At 73.1% G+C, this 16,591-nt stretch carries 16 protein-coding genes; 4 read left to right on the top strand and 12 right to left on the bottom strand.

Annotated features, from left to right (window positions below; genetic code table 11):
- Window position 1 precedes the first annotated feature (1 nt).
- The 8 genes from WME76_RS03205 to WME76_RS03170 all read right to left on the bottom strand — a co-directional run bounded on the left by WME76_RS03205 (window position 2) and on the right by WME76_RS03170 (window position 8,292).
- Window positions 2-1,492, bottom strand: coding sequence for a TolC family protein (locus WME76_RS03205; protein ID WP_437958746.1), 1,491 nt, complete (start codon window positions 1,490-1,492; stop codon window positions 2-4).
- Window positions 1,482-1,874: a hypothetical protein gene (locus WME76_RS03200; protein WP_437958745.1), complete on the bottom strand. Its 393-nt coding sequence runs from the start codon at window positions 1,872-1,874 to the stop codon at window positions 1,482-1,484. Before WME76_RS03200 ends, WME76_RS03205 begins: the two co-directional genes overlap by 11 nt.
- Window positions 1,875-1,903: 29 nt before the next feature.
- Complete coding sequence (locus WME76_RS03195; protein ID WP_437958744.1) at window positions 1,904-2,284, bottom strand: cupredoxin domain-containing protein; 381 nt, start codon at window positions 2,282-2,284, stop codon at window positions 1,904-1,906.
- A 150-nt stretch (window positions 2,285-2,434) separates the two neighbouring features.
- Window positions 2,435-3,070: an RNA polymerase sigma factor gene (locus WME76_RS03190; protein ID WP_437958743.1), complete on the bottom strand. Its 636-nt coding sequence runs from the start codon at window positions 3,068-3,070 to the stop codon at window positions 2,435-2,437.
- Window positions 3,071-3,220: 150 nt separating this feature from the next.
- Window positions 3,221-4,798 (bottom strand): L,D-transpeptidase, encoded by a 1,578-nt coding sequence (locus WME76_RS03185; RefSeq protein WP_437958742.1) that lies wholly within the window; start codon window positions 4,796-4,798, stop codon window positions 3,221-3,223.
- A gap of 238 nt (window positions 4,799-5,036) precedes the next feature.
- Window positions 5,037-5,957 (bottom strand): hypothetical protein, encoded by a 921-nt coding sequence (locus WME76_RS03180; protein ID WP_437958741.1) that lies wholly within the window; start codon window positions 5,955-5,957, stop codon window positions 5,037-5,039.
- Window positions 5,958-6,024: 67 nt separating this feature from the next.
- Window positions 6,025-7,644, bottom strand: coding sequence for a S53 family peptidase (locus WME76_RS03175; RefSeq protein ID WP_437958740.1), 1,620 nt, complete (start codon window positions 7,642-7,644; stop codon window positions 6,025-6,027).
- A 42-nt stretch (window positions 7,645-7,686) separates the two neighbouring features.
- Window positions 7,687-8,292, bottom strand: a complete 606-nt coding sequence (locus WME76_RS03170) for a hypothetical protein (protein WP_437958739.1) — start codon at window positions 8,290-8,292, stop codon at window positions 7,687-7,689.
- A gap of 348 nt (window positions 8,293-8,640) precedes the next feature.
- On the opposite strand from WME76_RS03170, the gene WME76_RS03165 reads away from it, so the two are divergent.
- The 3 genes from WME76_RS03165 (at window position 8,641) to WME76_RS03155 (ending at window position 11,760) form a co-directional block, all read left to right on the top strand.
- Complete coding sequence (locus WME76_RS03165) at window positions 8,641-9,570, top strand: homocysteine S-methyltransferase family protein (RefSeq protein ID WP_437958738.1); 930 nt, start codon at window positions 8,641-8,643, stop codon at window positions 9,568-9,570.
- 165 nt (window positions 9,571-9,735) lie between these two features.
- Window positions 9,736-10,428, top strand: coding sequence for a glutathione S-transferase N-terminal domain-containing protein (locus tag WME76_RS03160; protein WP_437958737.1), 693 nt, complete (start codon window positions 9,736-9,738; stop codon window positions 10,426-10,428).
- A gap of 654 nt (window positions 10,429-11,082) precedes the next feature.
- Window positions 11,083-11,760, top strand: a complete 678-nt coding sequence (locus tag WME76_RS03155) for a hypothetical protein (protein ID WP_437958736.1) — start codon at window positions 11,083-11,085, stop codon at window positions 11,758-11,760.
- 210 nt (window positions 11,761-11,970) lie between these two features.
- On the opposite strand, the gene purU is transcribed toward WME76_RS03155, so the two are convergent.
- The 3 genes from purU to WME76_RS03140 form a co-directional block, all read right to left on the bottom strand.
- The gene (gene purU / locus WME76_RS03150; protein WP_437962068.1) at window positions 11,971-12,864 is read right to left on the bottom strand and encodes a formyltetrahydrofolate deformylase; all 894 of its coding nucleotides are present in this window, start codon (window positions 12,862-12,864) and stop codon (window positions 11,971-11,973) included.
- Window positions 12,865-13,048: 184 nt separating this feature from the next.
- Window positions 13,049-13,783 carry a histidine phosphatase family protein gene (locus tag WME76_RS03145; RefSeq protein ID WP_437288683.1) on the bottom strand — a complete coding sequence of 245 codons (735 nt, stop codon included), beginning with the start codon at window positions 13,781-13,783 and terminating at the stop codon, window positions 13,049-13,051.
- A gap of 124 nt (window positions 13,784-13,907) precedes the next feature.
- Window positions 13,908-14,201, bottom strand: a complete 294-nt coding sequence (locus WME76_RS03140) for a hypothetical protein (protein WP_437958735.1) — start codon at window positions 14,199-14,201, stop codon at window positions 13,908-13,910.
- A 264-nt stretch (window positions 14,202-14,465) separates the two neighbouring features.
- Between WME76_RS03140 and WME76_RS03135 the strand changes: the two genes are divergently transcribed.
- Window positions 14,466-15,071, top strand: coding sequence for a hypothetical protein (locus WME76_RS03135; RefSeq protein WP_437958734.1), 606 nt, complete (start codon window positions 14,466-14,468; stop codon window positions 15,069-15,071).
- Between the two features lie 18 nt (window positions 15,072-15,089).
- On the opposite strand, the gene mgtE is transcribed toward WME76_RS03135, so the two are convergent.
- Complete coding sequence (mgtE, locus tag WME76_RS03130) at window positions 15,090-16,424, bottom strand: magnesium transporter (RefSeq protein WP_437958733.1); 1,335 nt, start codon at window positions 16,422-16,424, stop codon at window positions 15,090-15,092.
- Window positions 16,425-16,591: the final 167 nt, after the last annotated feature.

The following is a 16,591-nucleotide window of genomic DNA, read 5'->3' as shown; positions in this document are numbered from 1 at the left end:
GTCAGTGCCCTCCTTCGCCGGCGCCCGAGGCCCTCGGCATCGCAGCGGGGGCGTCCGCCCCCCCAGAGTCGACGAGGCGCCCCGCAAGGAGCGCGTCGAACGCGGCCTTCGCCGTCCAGTACTCGCGCAGCGCCTCGACCGCCGCGAGCTCGGCGTCGAGCTGCCCGCGCTGCGCGTCGAGGAGCTGGAAGACCCCGACCTGCATCGCGTTGTACTGGAGCAGCGTCTGCTCCAGCACCCGCTTGCGCGCGGGGACGACGACCCCCTCCTGGTGCCGCGCCCGCGCGTGCGCGGACACGAGCCGGTTGCGCGCCTCGCGCAGCGCCGATCGGAGGTCGATCGCGCGCCCGTGGTAGCGCTCGAGCAGGCCGTCGAACTCCGCCGCCTGCGCCGCCTGGGCGCCGCTCCGCCGGTCGAAGAGCGGGAGCGCGACGCGGAGACCGGCGCCGATGACCCACGGGTGGGCGTCCGCCTCGCCGCTCTCGGGGAGCTCCCGCTCGCCGCGCACGCCGACCGACATGTCCGGCACCCAGCCCTCGGCGCGCAGGGCGCCGGCGCGGCCGGCCGCCGCGTCGAGCCGGCTGCGCAGCTCCGCGAGCTCAAGGCTCGCCCGCACGGCCTGCGTCTCCGCGCGCGGCGGCGTCGTGACCGCCGCGGGCGCCTTCGGGATCGCGCCGGCGAGCGTCCAGGTGGTCGCCGCGCCGGAGAGGCCGAGCAGCCGGTGCAGCCGCTCGCGCCGCGAGAGGAGCTCCAGCTCGAGCTGCGCGGCCGTGACGCGGGCCTCCTCGTAGCCCGCCTCCTGCGTGGCCACGTCGAGCTCCGGGATGTTGCCCGCCGCGAACAGCGCGCGGGCGGCGTCGCGGGCGGCGGCGAGCGCGTCGAGCGCGCGGTTCGCGACGCCGAGGCGCTGCTCCGCGGCCTGCGCGGCGTAGAACGCGGCGCGCACCTGGTAGCCGAGCTCGACGACCGCGCCGGCGGCGCGGAAGCGCGCGGCCAGGTGCTCCGATCGCGCCGCCCGCGCGCGGAGCGGCGCCAGCAGCGCCGCGGTCAGGTCGATCTCCACCGCGAGCTCGACGTGCGTGTGCTCGTTCCCCTCCTGCCGCGGCGTCACCTCGACCTCGATCTCCGGGTTCGGCAGCGCGCCCGCCTGATCGAGGTTGCCGCGCGCGATGCCGACCTCCTTGAGCGCGGCGCGCAGCTCGCGGTTGTTGATCAGCGCGACGCGCACCGCGGCGTCCGCGGTGAGCGGCCGCCCCTCGAGCGCCCGCGCGTCGCCGGCCGGCTCGGGGTCGACCTCGTCCGACGCGGCGCTCGGCGGGAGCGCCGCGCCGGAGAGCTCGCGGATCCGCGTCATGTCGGCGGTCGCCGAGGGGGCGGCGCAGCCGGCGGCAGAGAGCAGCGCGAGGCCCGCCGCGAGCGGGAGGAGGCGCGCGGCCAGCGAGCGCGCGCGCGGGCGCTCGCCGCGCAGGGGACGGCTCGGATCAGTGCGCATGGGACGGCTCCGGGGTCGAGGGCGGCGCGCTGGCGGGCGGCGCGCTGGAAGGCGGCGCGCTGGCGGGCGGCGCGCTGGCGGGCGGCGCGCTGGCGGGCGGCGCGCTGCCGTGCTGATGGTGGTGGTGATGCTGGTGAGGATCGGCACCGGCGCCCGGCGCCCTCGCCGGCTCGAGGCCGACCCAGCCCGTGGTGGGCGCGCCCGGCAGAGGGGGGTCCTCCGCGAGGGCGACGCCGATCCGCGGCGGGGGAGCCTCCGCGGCCTGCGGCGACGCGGCGGACGAGGCGGGGAAGCTCGCGGGGCGGCTGCGCGGGGCGCAGCCGGCGAGCGCAGCGACGAGGATCAGCAGGGCGTTCAGCCCGGCGCGATGAGGTGCATTCATGGAAGCCGCTCCAGCATGGGCGAGTGCGATCACTTGCGAGGCTCGACGACGATCACGCCCCGCAGCATGTTCATGCCGCATTTGAACTCGATCTCTCCAGGGCTCAGCGAGGGCAGGTCGATCACCACCGGCACGTCGGTCGGCAGCTCGCGCCGGATGCCGAGCGAGGCGAACACGATCTCGCGCGTGCAGGGCGAGTAGTCCCGCCGGACGAGCTTCAGGCGGATCCGCTCGCCCTCGGTGACGACGATGCGGCTCGGCTTGTAACCGCCGTCCACCACGATCTCGATCTCCCGGACGGCCTGCGGCGAAGGGGCCGGCGCCTGCTCGGCCGCGGCGCGCGAGACGAGCAGCGAGGGGGCGAGCAGCGAGGCAGCGAAGAGACCGGAGACGACGAAGAGACGCTCCATGAGCATCGGGCACCTTCCAGTGGGGGTTCTGCACGGCCGACGCGCGCGGTCCGGCGGCATTACAGGCCCTCGCGGGGCGCCGGGCGGCTCGCCGGGCGATGGCGAGGGCCCGGCTCGCTCGGCGGCTCGGCCTGACCCCTGTCGAGCCGGTCAGCGCCGCTCGCCGTGCGAGCAGCCGCCGGCAGGCCCGGGCGCCCCGGCCGGCGGGCGCGTGCCGCAGGAGCAGTCGAGGCACCCCTCGGCGGCGCAGGCCCCGCACGTGGCGGCCACGCGCTTGCGGAGCGCCTCGCGCGCGCGGAAGAGCCGCACCGCCGCGTTGTTCGGGGTGATCGACGCCTCCTCGGCGAACGCCTGGACCGAGAGCCCGTCGATCTCCACGCGCTGCAGGGCGGCGGCGTACTCGGGCTTCAGCACGCCGGCGAGCCCCCGGACGCACTGGCACACGGCGCGGTGCATCTCGACGTCGGGCTCGACCGCCTCGTCGAGCTCGGCCGCCAGCGCGGCCATCGCGCGCTCCGACGCCCCGCGGCGCCGGTAGTGGTCGACCACGGCGTTGCGGAGCGTGCGGTAGAACCAGGCCGTGACGGACTCGTCGCTGCGCAGCTCGCCGATGCGGTCGATGCCGCGCGCGAACGCCTCCTGGAGGATGTCCTCGGCGACGGCCTCGCTGCCCACCCGGCGCTCCAGGAAGCGGCGAAAGTCGCGGTACCCCCCGACGAGGGTCGCGATGGCTTCGTCTGTCGTCGCGCGCTCGACGTCGCTGCCGGGACGCTCCGGGTCGCTCATGGCCCGAAGCTAACCTCGCTCCCCACCCGGCGCTACACGTCCCGGGCCGCGACGTCGACCACCTCTCGAGCTCCGCGGACGCGCACCGCGCACCGCGCCCGCCGCCGTGACGCGAGATCGCCGGTGGGGCTCCACGAGCGGGCGGGTCGGTCAGGCGTGGATGAAGACGAGCGTCCCGCCCTTGTCGTTGAACGCGGCGTGCCAGCCGTCAGGGACGGGGGGATCGGTCCACTCGAACAGCCACGCGGCGTCCGCGGGCGCGAGGTTGACGCAGCCGCTGCTCCGCACCTTGCCGAACGCGTCGTGCCAGTAGACGCCGTGCAGCGCGTAGCTGTTGTGGAAGTACTGGACGTAGGGCACGTCGCGCAGATCGACGGACGTCTCGCTGAGATCGTCGCCGTCCATCGTCGCGGTGACGTGCTTCTCGCGGACGAAGAACGTGCCCTGCACGGTGGCGCTCGTGGTCGCGGGGTCGCCGAGCTCGCCGCGGCCCGTCGAGACGAGGGTCGCGAACACGGGGCGCGTGCCCTCGTAGGCGACAAGCATCTGGAGCTCGATCGAGATGTCGATCCACTTCCTGCCGCGCGCCGCGTGCCCCCAGAAGTCGCGGCCCAACCGCGCGACGCGCAGCGCGGACGCGGGGATCCACGCGCCCGCGTCCGTCTCGACATAGGCCCCGCCGGCGGCCGTCTTGCCGGTGAGCACCCAGCCGGAGCGGTGCGCGGCCCAGCCGTCCGGCTTGAGCTCGCCCGAGGCGTCCGGCTTCAGCGTGCGCACGCCGTGGTGCATGACGAACGCGGGCGTCCCCTCGGTCTTCACCTCCACGCCGCGCATCGCGGTGGGGACGACGGCCGAGGTGCGATCGATCGGGATGAGGTCGAGCTCGGTCGTCAGGCCGAAGCGCCGGCCGTTCCACGCGAACGTGGAGATGAGCCCGAACGCCGAGTCGGCCCGCGCGCGGCCGCGGTGCGCCGGGAAGCGGACCTTCTCGGCGGCGCCGAACGGCTTCGGCAGGTCGCGGCGGCTCTCGAAGAAGGGCGTGAGCGGGTCGGGCTCGCCGAGGAGCGCCTCGTCGCGGCGGGACCAGGCCGGGGTGCCCTGGCTGCGCGAGCGCCCCTCGACGCGCCGCTGCTCCGCCTCGCTCGGCAGGTGGACATAGAGGTGCGGCGGCGGCTTGCGCGAGACGACGTAGCGGTACGGGTACGGCTCGCCGCGGCGGGGGCCGGCCGGCGTGGCGGCGACCACGTCGTGGCCGAGCTCGAGCGAGGCGCCCCGGCCGACGCACACGAAGCCGCGCGGGTGCACGGCGTACCAGCCGCCGGGGCACCCGTCGTCGCCCGACGGCGCCGCGGCGCGCTCGACGATCGCGCCGGCCCGCAGGTAGCCGAGCTTCGCCGCGCGGCGCTCGGGCGCGGCGTACACGAACGTGCGCATCGCGATGCTCGCGAGCTTGTCGCCGCGCCCGGGGCGCCGCGCCTCCCGCGTCGCCGCGGGATCGGCCTCGCCGGCGGTCCCGCCGTCCGGCGCGGGCAGCAGATCGGCGGCGCCGGCGGCGGCCAGCGCTGGATCGGCGACGGCGGGCTGCGCGGCGGCGGAGCGCCCGGGCGGCTCCTCGCCGGGGCCGCAGGACGCCGCGAGCGCGGACGCCGCGAGCGCCAGCGCGCGGAGCGAGCGCCCCGGGCCGCCGCGACACCGCGCGCGCGCTTCCGGGAAAGGACAAGCCATCATCGACAAGGGCCCTCGTCTAGCTCAGAGGCCGCCCGCCGACCAGACCGCCCGCGCGCCGCGACGTGCCTCCCCCCCGAGCAGACCCGGCAGTTCGCCCCCTCCCCCTAGCGTCGCCGAGCGGCGCTCACCCGCACAGGAGACGGGCCCAGATCGGCGTTTTCGGCGCGCAGGCGCACTCCAGTGCGCCGAGCACCGAAAACGTCGAGATGGGCCCGTATCCGCAGCGGGTGAGCGCCGCTCACCAGCGGGCGTCGGCCTCGAGCACCCAGCCGAGCGCGCGCCGGGTCTCCTCGGCGACCGGCCCGTCGTAGCGGTGGCCGGCCTCCTTGCCGCGCACCACGCGCGTGAGCACCCCCGCCTTCTCGAGGCGCGCGGCGGCCGCGGCCGCGGCGGCGCCGCAGCCGGCCTGCGCGCAGACGAAGAGGACGCGCTGCCCGCCGCCGTCCGCGAACGCCTTCGCCGCCGCCGGGGTCCACTTGTCGTGTCCACCCTCGACCAGCACGAGGCGCGGGAAGAGCGACGCCCGGCGCGCGGCGATCGCGGAGCCCATGATCGCGCCCAGCGAGAAGCCGGTGTAGAGCGCCGGCCCGGGGTCCACGTGCTCGGGGAAGCGCGCCCGCAGCGCCGCCAGGCCCGCGTCGATCTCCTGCTCGAGGCGCGCATTGCTCTCGTACGTGAAGCGCACATCGCTCGCCGACGGCGAGTCGGATCGCGCGACGCCGCGCGGGCACAGGATGAAGGCGTCGCCCCCCGCGATGCCGCGCCACACCTCGCACTGCCACTCGGGCCGATCGTAGTTGCCGTGCGACGCGATGAGCACCGGGCGCCGCGCCGTGGCGCCGATCGGCACCGACACCACCGCGCTCGGGAACCCCTCGACGGCGAGCTCCACGAGCGGCGCCTCCGCGCGCAGCGGCGCGACCCTCGCCGCCATGGCCGCGGCGTCCGCCGCAGGGGCCGCGGCATCTGCGCCGGCCGCCGGCGTCGCGCCGCCGTCAGCGGCCTGCTCCGCGCCGCTCGCGGTCGGCGCGGGCGTGACGCCGGCCGGCGCGGGCGCCGCGCCGGCGGCGCGGCCCGGGCGATCGCAGCCGAGCGCCGCCGCCGCGAGGAGCGAGATGCATGCGATGGATCGAGAGAGGATCGCGGCGGGGAGCGTCATCGAACGCAGGATGACGTATCCGCGCTGCAGAGACGACGATCAGGCCGCGGCGCCCCGCCCGGCGCTCCTACGGGAGCGCCTCCGCGAGCTTGTCCGCGAGCGGCGCGCCCCAGCCGGTCGGGTAGTCCCATCCGGGCCCCGCGCTGAACCCCGGGGTGTACTCGTCGCCGGTGGTCTTCCCCTCGGTGATGTCGCGGAACGCGGCCTGCACCTCTTTCCGCTCGTAGAGGGTCTTGTTCAGCCATCCCGCGACCGGCTTGCCCTGGGCGAGCCGGTAGCTGTTCACCGACGCCATGATCCCGGCGAACACCGGCGCGGCGAACGACGTGCCGCCGCGCCGCTCCCACTCGCCGAGGTAGTAGAGCCAGTACGTGGCTTCCGGCGAGGCGTTCAGCGCCACATCGGAGACGGCGCGGGTGCCCTGCGCGTCGGTGACCACGGCCTCCTGCCAGGAGGGCGTCGTGAAGGAGCGCGATCGGCCCGACCCCGAGCGGTCCCACGCCACCTCGCGCGCGACCTCGCCGTCCGCGCCGAGCTCGAGCAAGGTCCCTCCGACGCTCGTCACGTACGGGCTCGACGACGGCACGTCGGGCCTGCCCGAGTCGCCGCCCGCGACGACGATCGTCATCCCGAGCGCCGCGCCCATCCGCGACGCCGCGTGGTACTGCTGCTGGATCGGCCCCGCCTCCGTCTCCTCGCGGTGCGCGAACGACGTCGAGAGCACCGACACCTCGCCGGCGCCGATCGCCTCGTTCCACGCGTAGAGGATGGAGATGGTGCGCGCGTCCGGCCCCTCGTATGCAATCAACTCGGACTCGGGCGCCATCACGCCCGACCACTGCGTGTCCAGCGTCGTCTCGACGTAGCGCGTCGAGATCGGATCCGCCGTGACCACGACCTCGGGGTTGTCGCGCGAGACGCCGAACGTCCGCCAGAACGACTGGAGATCCCTGGTCTTGAACGTCGCCCCGACCACGACGCCGAGCTTGACGCCCTGCCCGAGGTGCCCGCCCTCGTGCAGCTTGTCGAGCCCGTACGCGTGCGCGATCTGCGCGGGCGTGAACCCCTGCTCCTGCTGCTCCGGCGGCGCCGTCTCGATCGAGCCGCCCTCCGCCGCGAGCGGCTGGGTGTCCGCCGGGACGTCGACCGCGATCACGCCCGACGTCAGATCGATGATGTTCTGCGGCGGCCTCAGCGGTTCGAGCGCGCCGAAGGTGCGGAGCGGCCTGCCGCCGGCCGACGGGTTCTCGCGCTCGAAGTCACGGAGCTCGACGTCGAAGGCGGTGTTGAACTGCTCGACCGTGCCCGCGAACTCGATCAGGAGCCGGTTCCGGGACCGGCGCCTGATCTCCATCTTGTGCCCGATGAGCCACGCCTCGACGGCGGCGATGTCGCTCTCGGATGGGGCATGCCGCTCCATCCAGGTCTCCACCGACATGTACTTCCGGAACGTGTCCGGGTTGCCGGGATCGTACATGGCGTCGATCGCGGCCTCGAGCCCGGGGACATCCCGGGTCGGGAACCCGATCAGCGCGCGGAAACGATCGTCCTCCGGCGCCGGGCCGAAGTCCATGTAGACCCCCGCCATCGGCCCCGGGAGGCCGCTCGGGAGCACCGGTCCATCGTCTCCGCACGCCGCGCTCGCCAGGGCGAGCGACGCAACGCACCAAACCGAGAGCGATCGCATCAGAGATGCCTTGCGGGAGAGAGGGTGAGCTTCAGGCCAGGCTCAGCACCACACGTGCTCGATGTAGTAGCAGGTGTACGTCCCCGGATACCAGGTCTCGGGCCACCCGCCGGTCTCGTTGTCGACGCAGACCTCGCAGTACGCGTGGATGCACTCGGGATCGGTGGTCTGCGGGCCGGCGTTCGGGGCCTTCACCGGCACCTCGGAGTAGAAGAACCCGTCGGTCCGGAGCTGGTCGAGCTCGCTGTCCGAGAGCTTGCCGAAGGCGGCCTCATCCGAGGCGACGCTGAACCGCTGGTCCGAGGCGTCGGTCAGCTTGGGCGCCGGGAGATCGCCGTAATCGGCGTTCTCGATGGCGGCCATCTGGTCCGCGAGCAGGACCTCCTTGCCGTTGGGGGTGGAGAGCTTGATACGGCTGTAGTCGATGGGCGCCGCCGAGTAGTCGAGGGCGTACACGGTGTCCCGGCTCATGTCGAGGCTGAGGAGCTCGCCGGCCGGGAGGGCGGAGACCTCGGCCTGGGTGATCCGCTCGTGCTCCACCACCGGTCCCTGGTCAACGGGCTCCGACGCGGTGCATCCGGTGAAACCGGCCGCTGCGATGACGCCGAGCGCAACACTGAGAGCGAGCGACTTGGATGAACGGATCATGTTGGCATTCCTTTCTATTGGCTCACTGACGGAGGTCATCTGGCCTCGGGCTGGCCAGAGGGAGCTCCACCCCTTTCGGTCCTTCGAGCGATCGCTGCTTGTTGGACCCCACGACTCCCGCGAGTTGAGTGGAATGAGGGGAGATGATTTCATTTCAAACGGTGCCCCAACCCCCCCATATCTGGCAAGTAAATTCCCGGCGGGGAAGAGAATTCCATCGTTCTTTCTGCGGCGCAGTGGTCTGGACGGTGCGCTGTGCGGGTGCCGCTCACATGCGACGATACAGCGGGGCCAGGGTCTCAATCAGGGGTTGCCTTGAGCGCCGCTCACGGACATACCGGAGCCTACATGGAGGACGTGCCGAGACAGCCGTCCGGGCCAGTCGCCGTGGCCTCGGGGGCTGACATCGTGATCCTCGACGGCCCGCTCGGGACCGAGCTCGCCGCGCGGGGGATCGAGACGCCGGCGCCGCTCTGGAGCGCCGCGGCGCTGCTCGACGCGCGCGGCTGCGAGGTCGTCCGCGCGATCCACCGGGATCACGCGCGCGCGGGCGCGACGGTGCACACGGCGAACACGTTCCGCACCAGGCGGCGTCAGGCGGGCGCCGCGTGGGCCGAGCTCGCGGCGCGCGCTGTGTCGCTCGCGCGCGAGGCCGTCCCCCCGGGGCACCGGGTCGCCGGGAGCATCGCGCCGCTCGAGGACTGCTACCGCCCGGATCTGAGCCCGGCCGACGCGCGGGCGGAGCACCGCGAGCTCGCGCGGGCGCTCGCGTCGGCGGGCGTCGACGTCCTCCTCTGCGAGACGTTCCCGCACGTCGGCGAGGCGCTCGTGGCGCTCGAGGAGGCGGTCGCCACGGGCGTCGAGGCGTGGGCGTCGTTCACGGCGGGTCCGGAGGCGGATCTCCTCTCGCCGGAGGACGTCGAGGTCGCCGCGCGAGAGGCCGCCGCGCGCGGCGCGCGCGCGGTGCTCGTCAACTGCACCCCCGCCGCGCGCACGCTCGCGTACGTCGAGCGGCTCGCGGCGTGCGGCGCCCCGTTCGGCGCCTACGCGAACGCGGGCGCGCCGGGCGAGGGGCTCGGCTGGCGCGCGGCGCCTGGCGGCTCGGCGGCCGCGCGCTACGCGGACCTCGCGCGCGGCTGGATCGAGGCGGGCGCCACGATCGTGGGCGGGTGCTGCGGGACGGGGCCCGAGCACGTCGCGGCGCTGCGCGCGCTCGTCGACGACGGCGCGCGGGCGCCCGCGCGCCGTCGTCGACGAGCGGCGGGCTCGCCGCGCTGAGGCGTCGATCGCCGGTTGCTCTTCGCGGGGCGACGTGCCACCGATGCTCCCGGAGCAGGGCGACGCCGCGCGGCAGCGCCACGACCCCTGCCGGACGATCCCGAGAGACAGCACGCCGTCGCGATCGGCGAACCATCACTGGAACCACTGGAGGCGGAGCGCACGATGATCGATCTCTATTACTGGCCCACCCCGAACGGCTGGAAGATCAGCATAATGCTCGAGGAGACGGGCCTCCCGTACAAGCTCATCCCGGTCAACATCGGGAAGGGCGATCAGTTCAAGCCGGAGTTCCTCGCGATCAGCCCCAACAACCGGATGCCCGCGATCGTGGATCACGATCCGCCGGGCGGCGGCGCGCCGATCTCGGTGTTCGAGTCGGGCGCGATCCTGCTTTACCTCGCGGAGAAGACGGGCCAGCTCATGCCCTCGGATCTCCGCGGTCGTCACGAGGTGACTCAATGGCTCATGTGGCAGATGGGCGGCCTTGGCCCGATGAGCGGCCAGGCGGGCCACTTCGGCCAGTACGCGCCCGAGAAGATCCCTTATGCGATCGAGCGCTACACGAACGAGGTGCGCCGGCTCTACGGCGTGATGGACAAGCGCCTCGCGGACCGGGCCTACCTCGCGGGCGAGTACTCGATCGCCGACGTCGCGAGCTTCCCCTGGGTGACGCTGTACGATCGGTACGGTATCGCGCTCGACGCGCTCCCGAACCTCAAGCGGTGGATCGAGGCGCTGCGCGCGAGGCCGGCAGTCCAGCGCGGGCTCGCGGCCGGGAGCGAGCTGCGGAATCAGAGCCAGCCGATGGACGACGAGGCGAAGAAGTGGCTCTTCGGGAAGAAGCCCGAGGCGTGAGCCGTCCGTCCACGGAGCGCGCGCGGCGCGCCGCCCCGGCGCCCACGCCGGAGCGCCCTTGCGCCACGCGCAACCGATGAAGCGCTGACCGCGCTACGCCGCGGACGGGCGGAGGTCGTCCCGGTGAGAACCGTCCGTTCCGGCGCTCCGGTGCTGCACACGCGATTCGACACGCGGCGTCCTGAGCAGGGCGGGGCCATCAGGTCGATGCGCCCTGCGGGCAGGGCTTTGCCCGGCGCCCCGGGTCCGCTGGGTGCGCCCACGCCGGACTCGAGATGCCTTGTTCCGTCTGTCGTGCAGCGCGCCCCGTCTGTTCCGGTCGTGTGACGCGCGCGGAGCGCGACGGCCGCGGTCGGCACGGGGCGCCTTGGCGCGACGAAACGCCGGCTCCGGCCAGGCGCGGAGACGGTCGCGGGGGGCGTGGACGCTGCCCGGGAGGAGCGCCCTTCGGAGGTCCGCTTTCCCCGGATCGGGAGAACTCCCGCGCGGGTTCGGATCGAGCAACTACGCTCGATCGTCGCCCGCGCGGCCGTCAAGCACCCTGTGAGCGGAAACGTATGCACACGCCTACCAGGCACACAGTCTGCTCTGCGGTGAACCCGAGATGTCCGGGCCTCGTGGCCCTCGCGGACATCAGGGGGACCAATCATGTCGATGCGTAGCAAGATGCTGGTGCCTGCGTTTCTCTTTGCCGCGCTGGCCGCCGGTTGCGCGGTGGGCGCGGACGAGGCGGACTTCGATCAAACCGAGCTTGATGACGAGGCGGTCGAGTCGGCCGAGCAGGCGCTCGAGGAGGCGAGGGGCGGATACAGTCAGCTCGGCCCCAGCAAGGGCGCTTTCACCCCCAGCAAGGGCGAGATTGGCCCCAGCAAGCTCGGGTATGGCCCTGGCAAGGGTCAGCTCGGCCCCAGCAAGGGTGCTTTCGCCCCGAGCAAGGGCGAGCTCGGCCCCAGCAAGCTCGGCCCCAGCAAGGGTGAGCTCGGCCCCAGCAAGGGCTCTTTCGGTCCCAGCAAGGGCGAGTTCCCGTCGAAGACCGGGGCGGGCGGTTACGCCGGCCAGCACTCGGGTCAACAGGCCGGTTATGGCCAGTCGACCGTGGGCCAGACCGCCGCCATCGGCCAGCTCGGCGTCGGCCAGCAGGGCGCCATGGTCGGCCAGTCGACCGTGGGCCAGACCGCCGCCATCGGCCAGCTCGGCGTCGGCCAGCAGGGCGCCATGGTCGGCCAGTCGACCGTGGGCCAGAGCGCCGCCATCGGCCAGCTCGGCGTCGGGCAGGCGGGGTCCTTCGCGCCCGGCCAGACCGCGGCGCTCGGCCAGCAGGACCACCCGTAACACCCCGCCAACGCGCTCTCCCCGGGCTCCCGGGGAGAGCGCGCCCCGCAGTCTCCGACCGCCGCTGACACGGGCGATCCATCACAGAGCGGCGATCACCCGCACAGGAGACGGGTCCAGATCGGCGTTTTCGGCGCGGAAGCGCACTCCAGTGCGCTGAGCACCGAAAACGTCGAGATGGGCCCGTATCCGAAGCGGGTGACCGCCGCTCTAGAAGACGATCGTCCGGCGGCCTTCGACGATCACCCGCCGCTCGAGGTGCGCCCGCACGGCGCGCGAGAGGACGATGCGTTCCACGTCGCGCCCCACCCGCGTCATCTCCTCGGGTCCCATCTGGTGGCTCACGCGCGCGACGTCCTGCTCGATGATCGGCCCCTGATCCAGATCCCGGGTGGCATAGTGCGCCGTCGCGCCGATGAGCTTCACGCCGCGCGCGTGCGCCTGATGGTAGGGCTTCGCCCCCTGGAAGGCGGGGAGGAACCCGTGGTGGATGTTGATGACCGGCGGGCCGTCATCGAGCATCTGCTCGGAGAGGATCTGCATGTAACGCGCGAGCACCACGAGATCGACATGGTGCTTCTTCAGCAGGTGCAGCACCTGGCCCTCCTGCTCGCGCTTCGTCTCCGGGGTGAGCGGGAGACAGAAGAACGGGATCCTGAAGCTCTCGGCCACCGCCTCGAGCGTGGGATGATTGGAGATGACGAGCGGTATCTCGCAGCGGAGCTCGCCCGCGCGCTGCCGGAGCACGAGGTCGTAAAGGCACGCAGGATCCCTCGTGACCAGGATCGCCATCTTGGGGACGTGATCGCTGTAGTCCACCGACCATCGCGCCGAGAGCGACGTGGCGAGCTCGCGAAACGCAGCCTCGATCGCGCTGCGGGTGGCCGACCCGCCCAGGGCGGTGACCGCGGCCGGCGAGGAGAGGCCCGCCAGATCGACGACGAGGCGCATGAAGAAGCGGGGTCCCTCGTCCGTGAACGCATCCGTGTGGTTGCTCGCGTCGATGATGTTCAGGCCGATGTCGTAGAAGAACCCCGCGAGCCGCGCCACGAGACCGGGCTGATCGGGAGCGGCGATGAGGAAGGTTGCGTGAACGGGACCCATCATGCGGGTCATGTAGCTCGCCCGGCGTCGGCGGTGCAAGCCGCGCAAGGCGACGGGCCGCCGCCGACCGTCGCGGGCGCGCGCCGGTGCGCCTCGGACGCAGGGCCCCGCCGGCGCGCGGGAGCTCCGCGCGCGCCGCCTGGGACGCGGCGAGACGAAGGCCCCCTCGCGTCCCCGGTGCGCGCTAGACGCCCTCGCCGCTCTCCGAGGACGGGGGCCCTGCGTCATCGACCATCCTGGGAGCCAGCGTGGAGAGCTCCGCCCAGGGGATGCGCACAGTCCGCTCGACGTCGCGCAGGTGAGCGCTGTCGTTGTAATAGACGAGGTGCCAGGCCTCGTTTCGACCCCAGCGCCGCCGTCGCTGCCAGTGGGTGAGCGAGGTGTGGCGCGTCGCGAAGTGCGCGACAGGGAACGCGAGCGCGTTCATCTTGAAGAAATGGAGGAACGCGACGTCGATGAAGCCGCCGTGCGTCACGACCGCGATCGTCCGGCCCTCGTGCTCGCGGGTGATGCGGTCGAGGGCGACGGAGACCCGGAGCATGAACTGAGCCCAGCTCTCTCCGCCGGGGCTGGCCGGGCGGTACGGCTCGCGCTCGAAATCGATCGCGTAGCGCACCATCGCCTCTCCGACCGGCATGCCGTCCGCCTCGCCGGGGCGGAGCTCCTGCACGTCGTCGTCGAGCGTGAGGGGCAAGCCCAGGGCGGGCGCGACGATCTCGGCGGTCTGCTGCGCCCGGCGGAAGGTGCTGGCGATCAGGACATCGGCGGAGATCTCGCGCGTCGCGGCCAGCCGGTCGCGCAGCCGCTCCGCCTGGAGCACGCCGAGCTGCGTCAGCCCGGTGTCCCCCCGCATCCCGCCCACGATATGGTTCACGTTGACGAGCGCTTCTCCGTGCCGGATGAGGTAGAGGTTCGTCACGATGGAAGCCTCCGAGGCGCGCAACCTGGCGAAGGGAAGGGCCGCGAGGGCGGTCCGCGCACGCTAGGAAGAGCAAGGCGCCTCTCGGATGTCAAGCCTTTGTACCCTCGCCGCGCAGGCCCGCTCAGGGACACCCCTGGAGCAACGCGAAGAACGCCGCGCTCTCGGAGCAGACTTGCTCGCCGCGCAGGGCGCTGCAGTACGCGTCCTCCGTGCTGAAGGCCTTCCTCCCCGTGCTGCCCTCGATGCACGAGATCGAATAAACGTACCGCGGAGCGCTCTCGCCGGCGCTCCCCGGATCGGCGGCGCTGCCCTCCTGAGGGCCGCTGCCGGCGTTCCCCGGCGGGTCGACCTCGATCACGGGAACCACGACGAACGGCCAGAGGCCGAAGAGACCAGCCACGAAATGCGGGATCATGTGCTCACCTCCACCATCGATGGAACATCCATCGATCGTCCGAGATGTCCATTGCATCTCACAGGCCAGCTCGGGTCATGTCCGCCCATTGCACAGGGGCGCGCCGGCCCGCGCCGCGCTCCCGCCCTCGCGTGAAGGGCCGCCCGCCCGGGTCGGAGCGCGCCCGCGCGGCTGCCGGCCCGCCTGCGGCCGCGCCGCGCCGGGCGGCCCTTGCCAGGGCGCGCGGACATGGCCTACAAGGCGGGCCCCCTGAAGGAGCCCCTCATGCACCGTCGCAGCTTCATCGCGGCCACGCTGGTCGGCGCCGCGGCCCTCGCCGGGTGCGCGCCGCGCTGGCGCGTCGTGACCCAGGCGAACCCCGATCCGTTCGTGGGCCAGCGGTATTTCGCCCTCTTGCCCATCGACTTCGTGAACCTCCGCATCCTCGACGAGCCGGAGGACAGGTTCCTCGCCAGCAGGGACGCGGACGAGCACCGGAGCTTCGTGAGCGACAAGGCGTCCATCGACGAGGAGTTCGCGAAGGAGCTCATCGCCGGCGCCAGGGACCACGGCATCGAGGTCGCGCAGGTCAGCAACCCCACGTCGGGTCCGTTCGTGCTCAGGCCCTATGTCAGCTACATGAACCCCGGCTATTACGCGGTCGTCTCCTCGTCCCCCAGCCAGATCATCCTGACGCTCCGGATCACGACGCTGGACGGCAAGGTGCTCGATGAGGTCGAGCTCTCGAGCCGCACGGCGTCGCCCAACCCGAAGACGTCGCTGAGCCGGGCCGACGCGGACAAGCTGACGAGCGGCGGCCGCTGGCGCGAGGACGCGCGCATCATCGGCGAGGCCGCGTCCAATTACCTCGCGTCGCGCGTGAGCCCGTAGCGCGGCGGCGCGCCCGCCTCACAGCAGCACGCCCCGGAGCAGCAGCTCGGCCGCGCTGAAGTAGATCACGAGGCCGGAGACGTCGACGAGGGTCGCGACGAACGGGGCCGAGGCGCTCGCCGGGTCGAAGCGGAGCGCCCGGAGCACGAACGGCAGGAGCGCGCCCGAGAGCGTGCCCCACGTCACGACGCCGATCAGGCTGATCGCGACGGTCAGCGCGATCAGCCGGTAGTGCTGGCCATAGGACCCGAACAGCTTCTCCCAGGCCACGACGCGCGCGAAGCCGATCGCGCCGAGGATCCCGCCGAGCGCCAGGCCCGACGCGAGCTCCCGGCGGCAGACGCGCCAGAAGTCGGCCAGCCGGATCTCGCCGAGCGCCATCGCGCGGATGACCAGCGTCGTCGCCTGAGAGCCCGAGTTGCCCCCGCTCGAGATGATGAGCGGCACGAACAGGGCCAGCACGACGGCGCGGGCGATCTCGTCCTCGTAATGCCCCATCGCCGTGGCGGTGAGCAGCTCGCCCAGGAAGAGCGCCGAGAGCCAGCCGGCGCGCTTGCCGAGCATCCTCAGCAGCGGTGTCCGCAGGTACGGCGCGTCGAGCGCCTGCATGCCGCCGAGCTTCTGGATGTCCTCGGTCGCCTCCTCCTCCACGACGTCCACGATGTCGTCGGCGGTGACGATCCCCTTCATGCGCCCCTCGCCGTCGACGACGGGTATCGCCACGAGGTCGTGCTCCGCGAAGCGCCGCGCGACGGCCTCCTGGTCGACGTCCTCGGTCACCGACACGACGTCGGTCTTCATGACGTCGCTCACGCGCCGGCGGCCCGGCGCGATCATGAGCTGCCGCAGCGACACCACCCCGAGCAGCCGCTGCTCGGCGTCGAGCACGTAGCCGTAGTAGATGGTCTCCAGGTGATCCCGCGCCTGCCGCTTGAGGTAGGAGATCGCCTCGTCGACGGTGGCCTCCGGCCGCACGCGCGCGAACCACGGGCTCATGAGCCCGCCGGCCTCGTCCTCCGCGTACGCGAGGAGCGCGCTCACCTCCCGCCTCGTCGGCTCGTCGAGCAGCGAGAGGAGCTCTTCCTGCTCGCCCGGCGGCGCCTCGTGGAGGATGTCGGCCACGTCGTCGGGCGCGAGCAGGCGGAGCCACAGCCTGCGCTCGCCCTTCGTGAGCGCGGCGAGGAGCGCGGCCTGGTCGGCGGACGAGAGACCCTGGAAGAAGTCCTCCGCGTCCTCGCGCCGGAGGCGGCGATAGGCCTGCGCGCGCTCCTCGCTCCCGAGGTCCGGCCACGACATGGACAGCTCGGCTGCCGTCATCGTCTCGGCCCCCCTGAAAGGCGGGCGTTCCACCATGGCCTCACCTCATCGAGCGCCTGGCCCGCCGCGTGGGCGTCGCCCGGCAGAAGGTGCTCAGTCGGAAGGGCCTCGTGTCAGGCTCGAACGACGATCCACAGCGGTAGCAACGTGCGCGCCACCGCGTTACTCGAACTTTTCCCTGACAGCCGAACTGTACCGACGTG

This window comes from Sorangium sp. So ce119 (assembly GCF_051524405.1).
Lineage (GTDB): Bacteria > Myxococcota_A > Polyangia > Polyangiales > Polyangiaceae > Sorangium > Sorangium cellulosum_G.
Note: the sequence above shows the minus strand (reverse complement) of the source record. Positions and strands in the feature narration are given on the sequence as shown.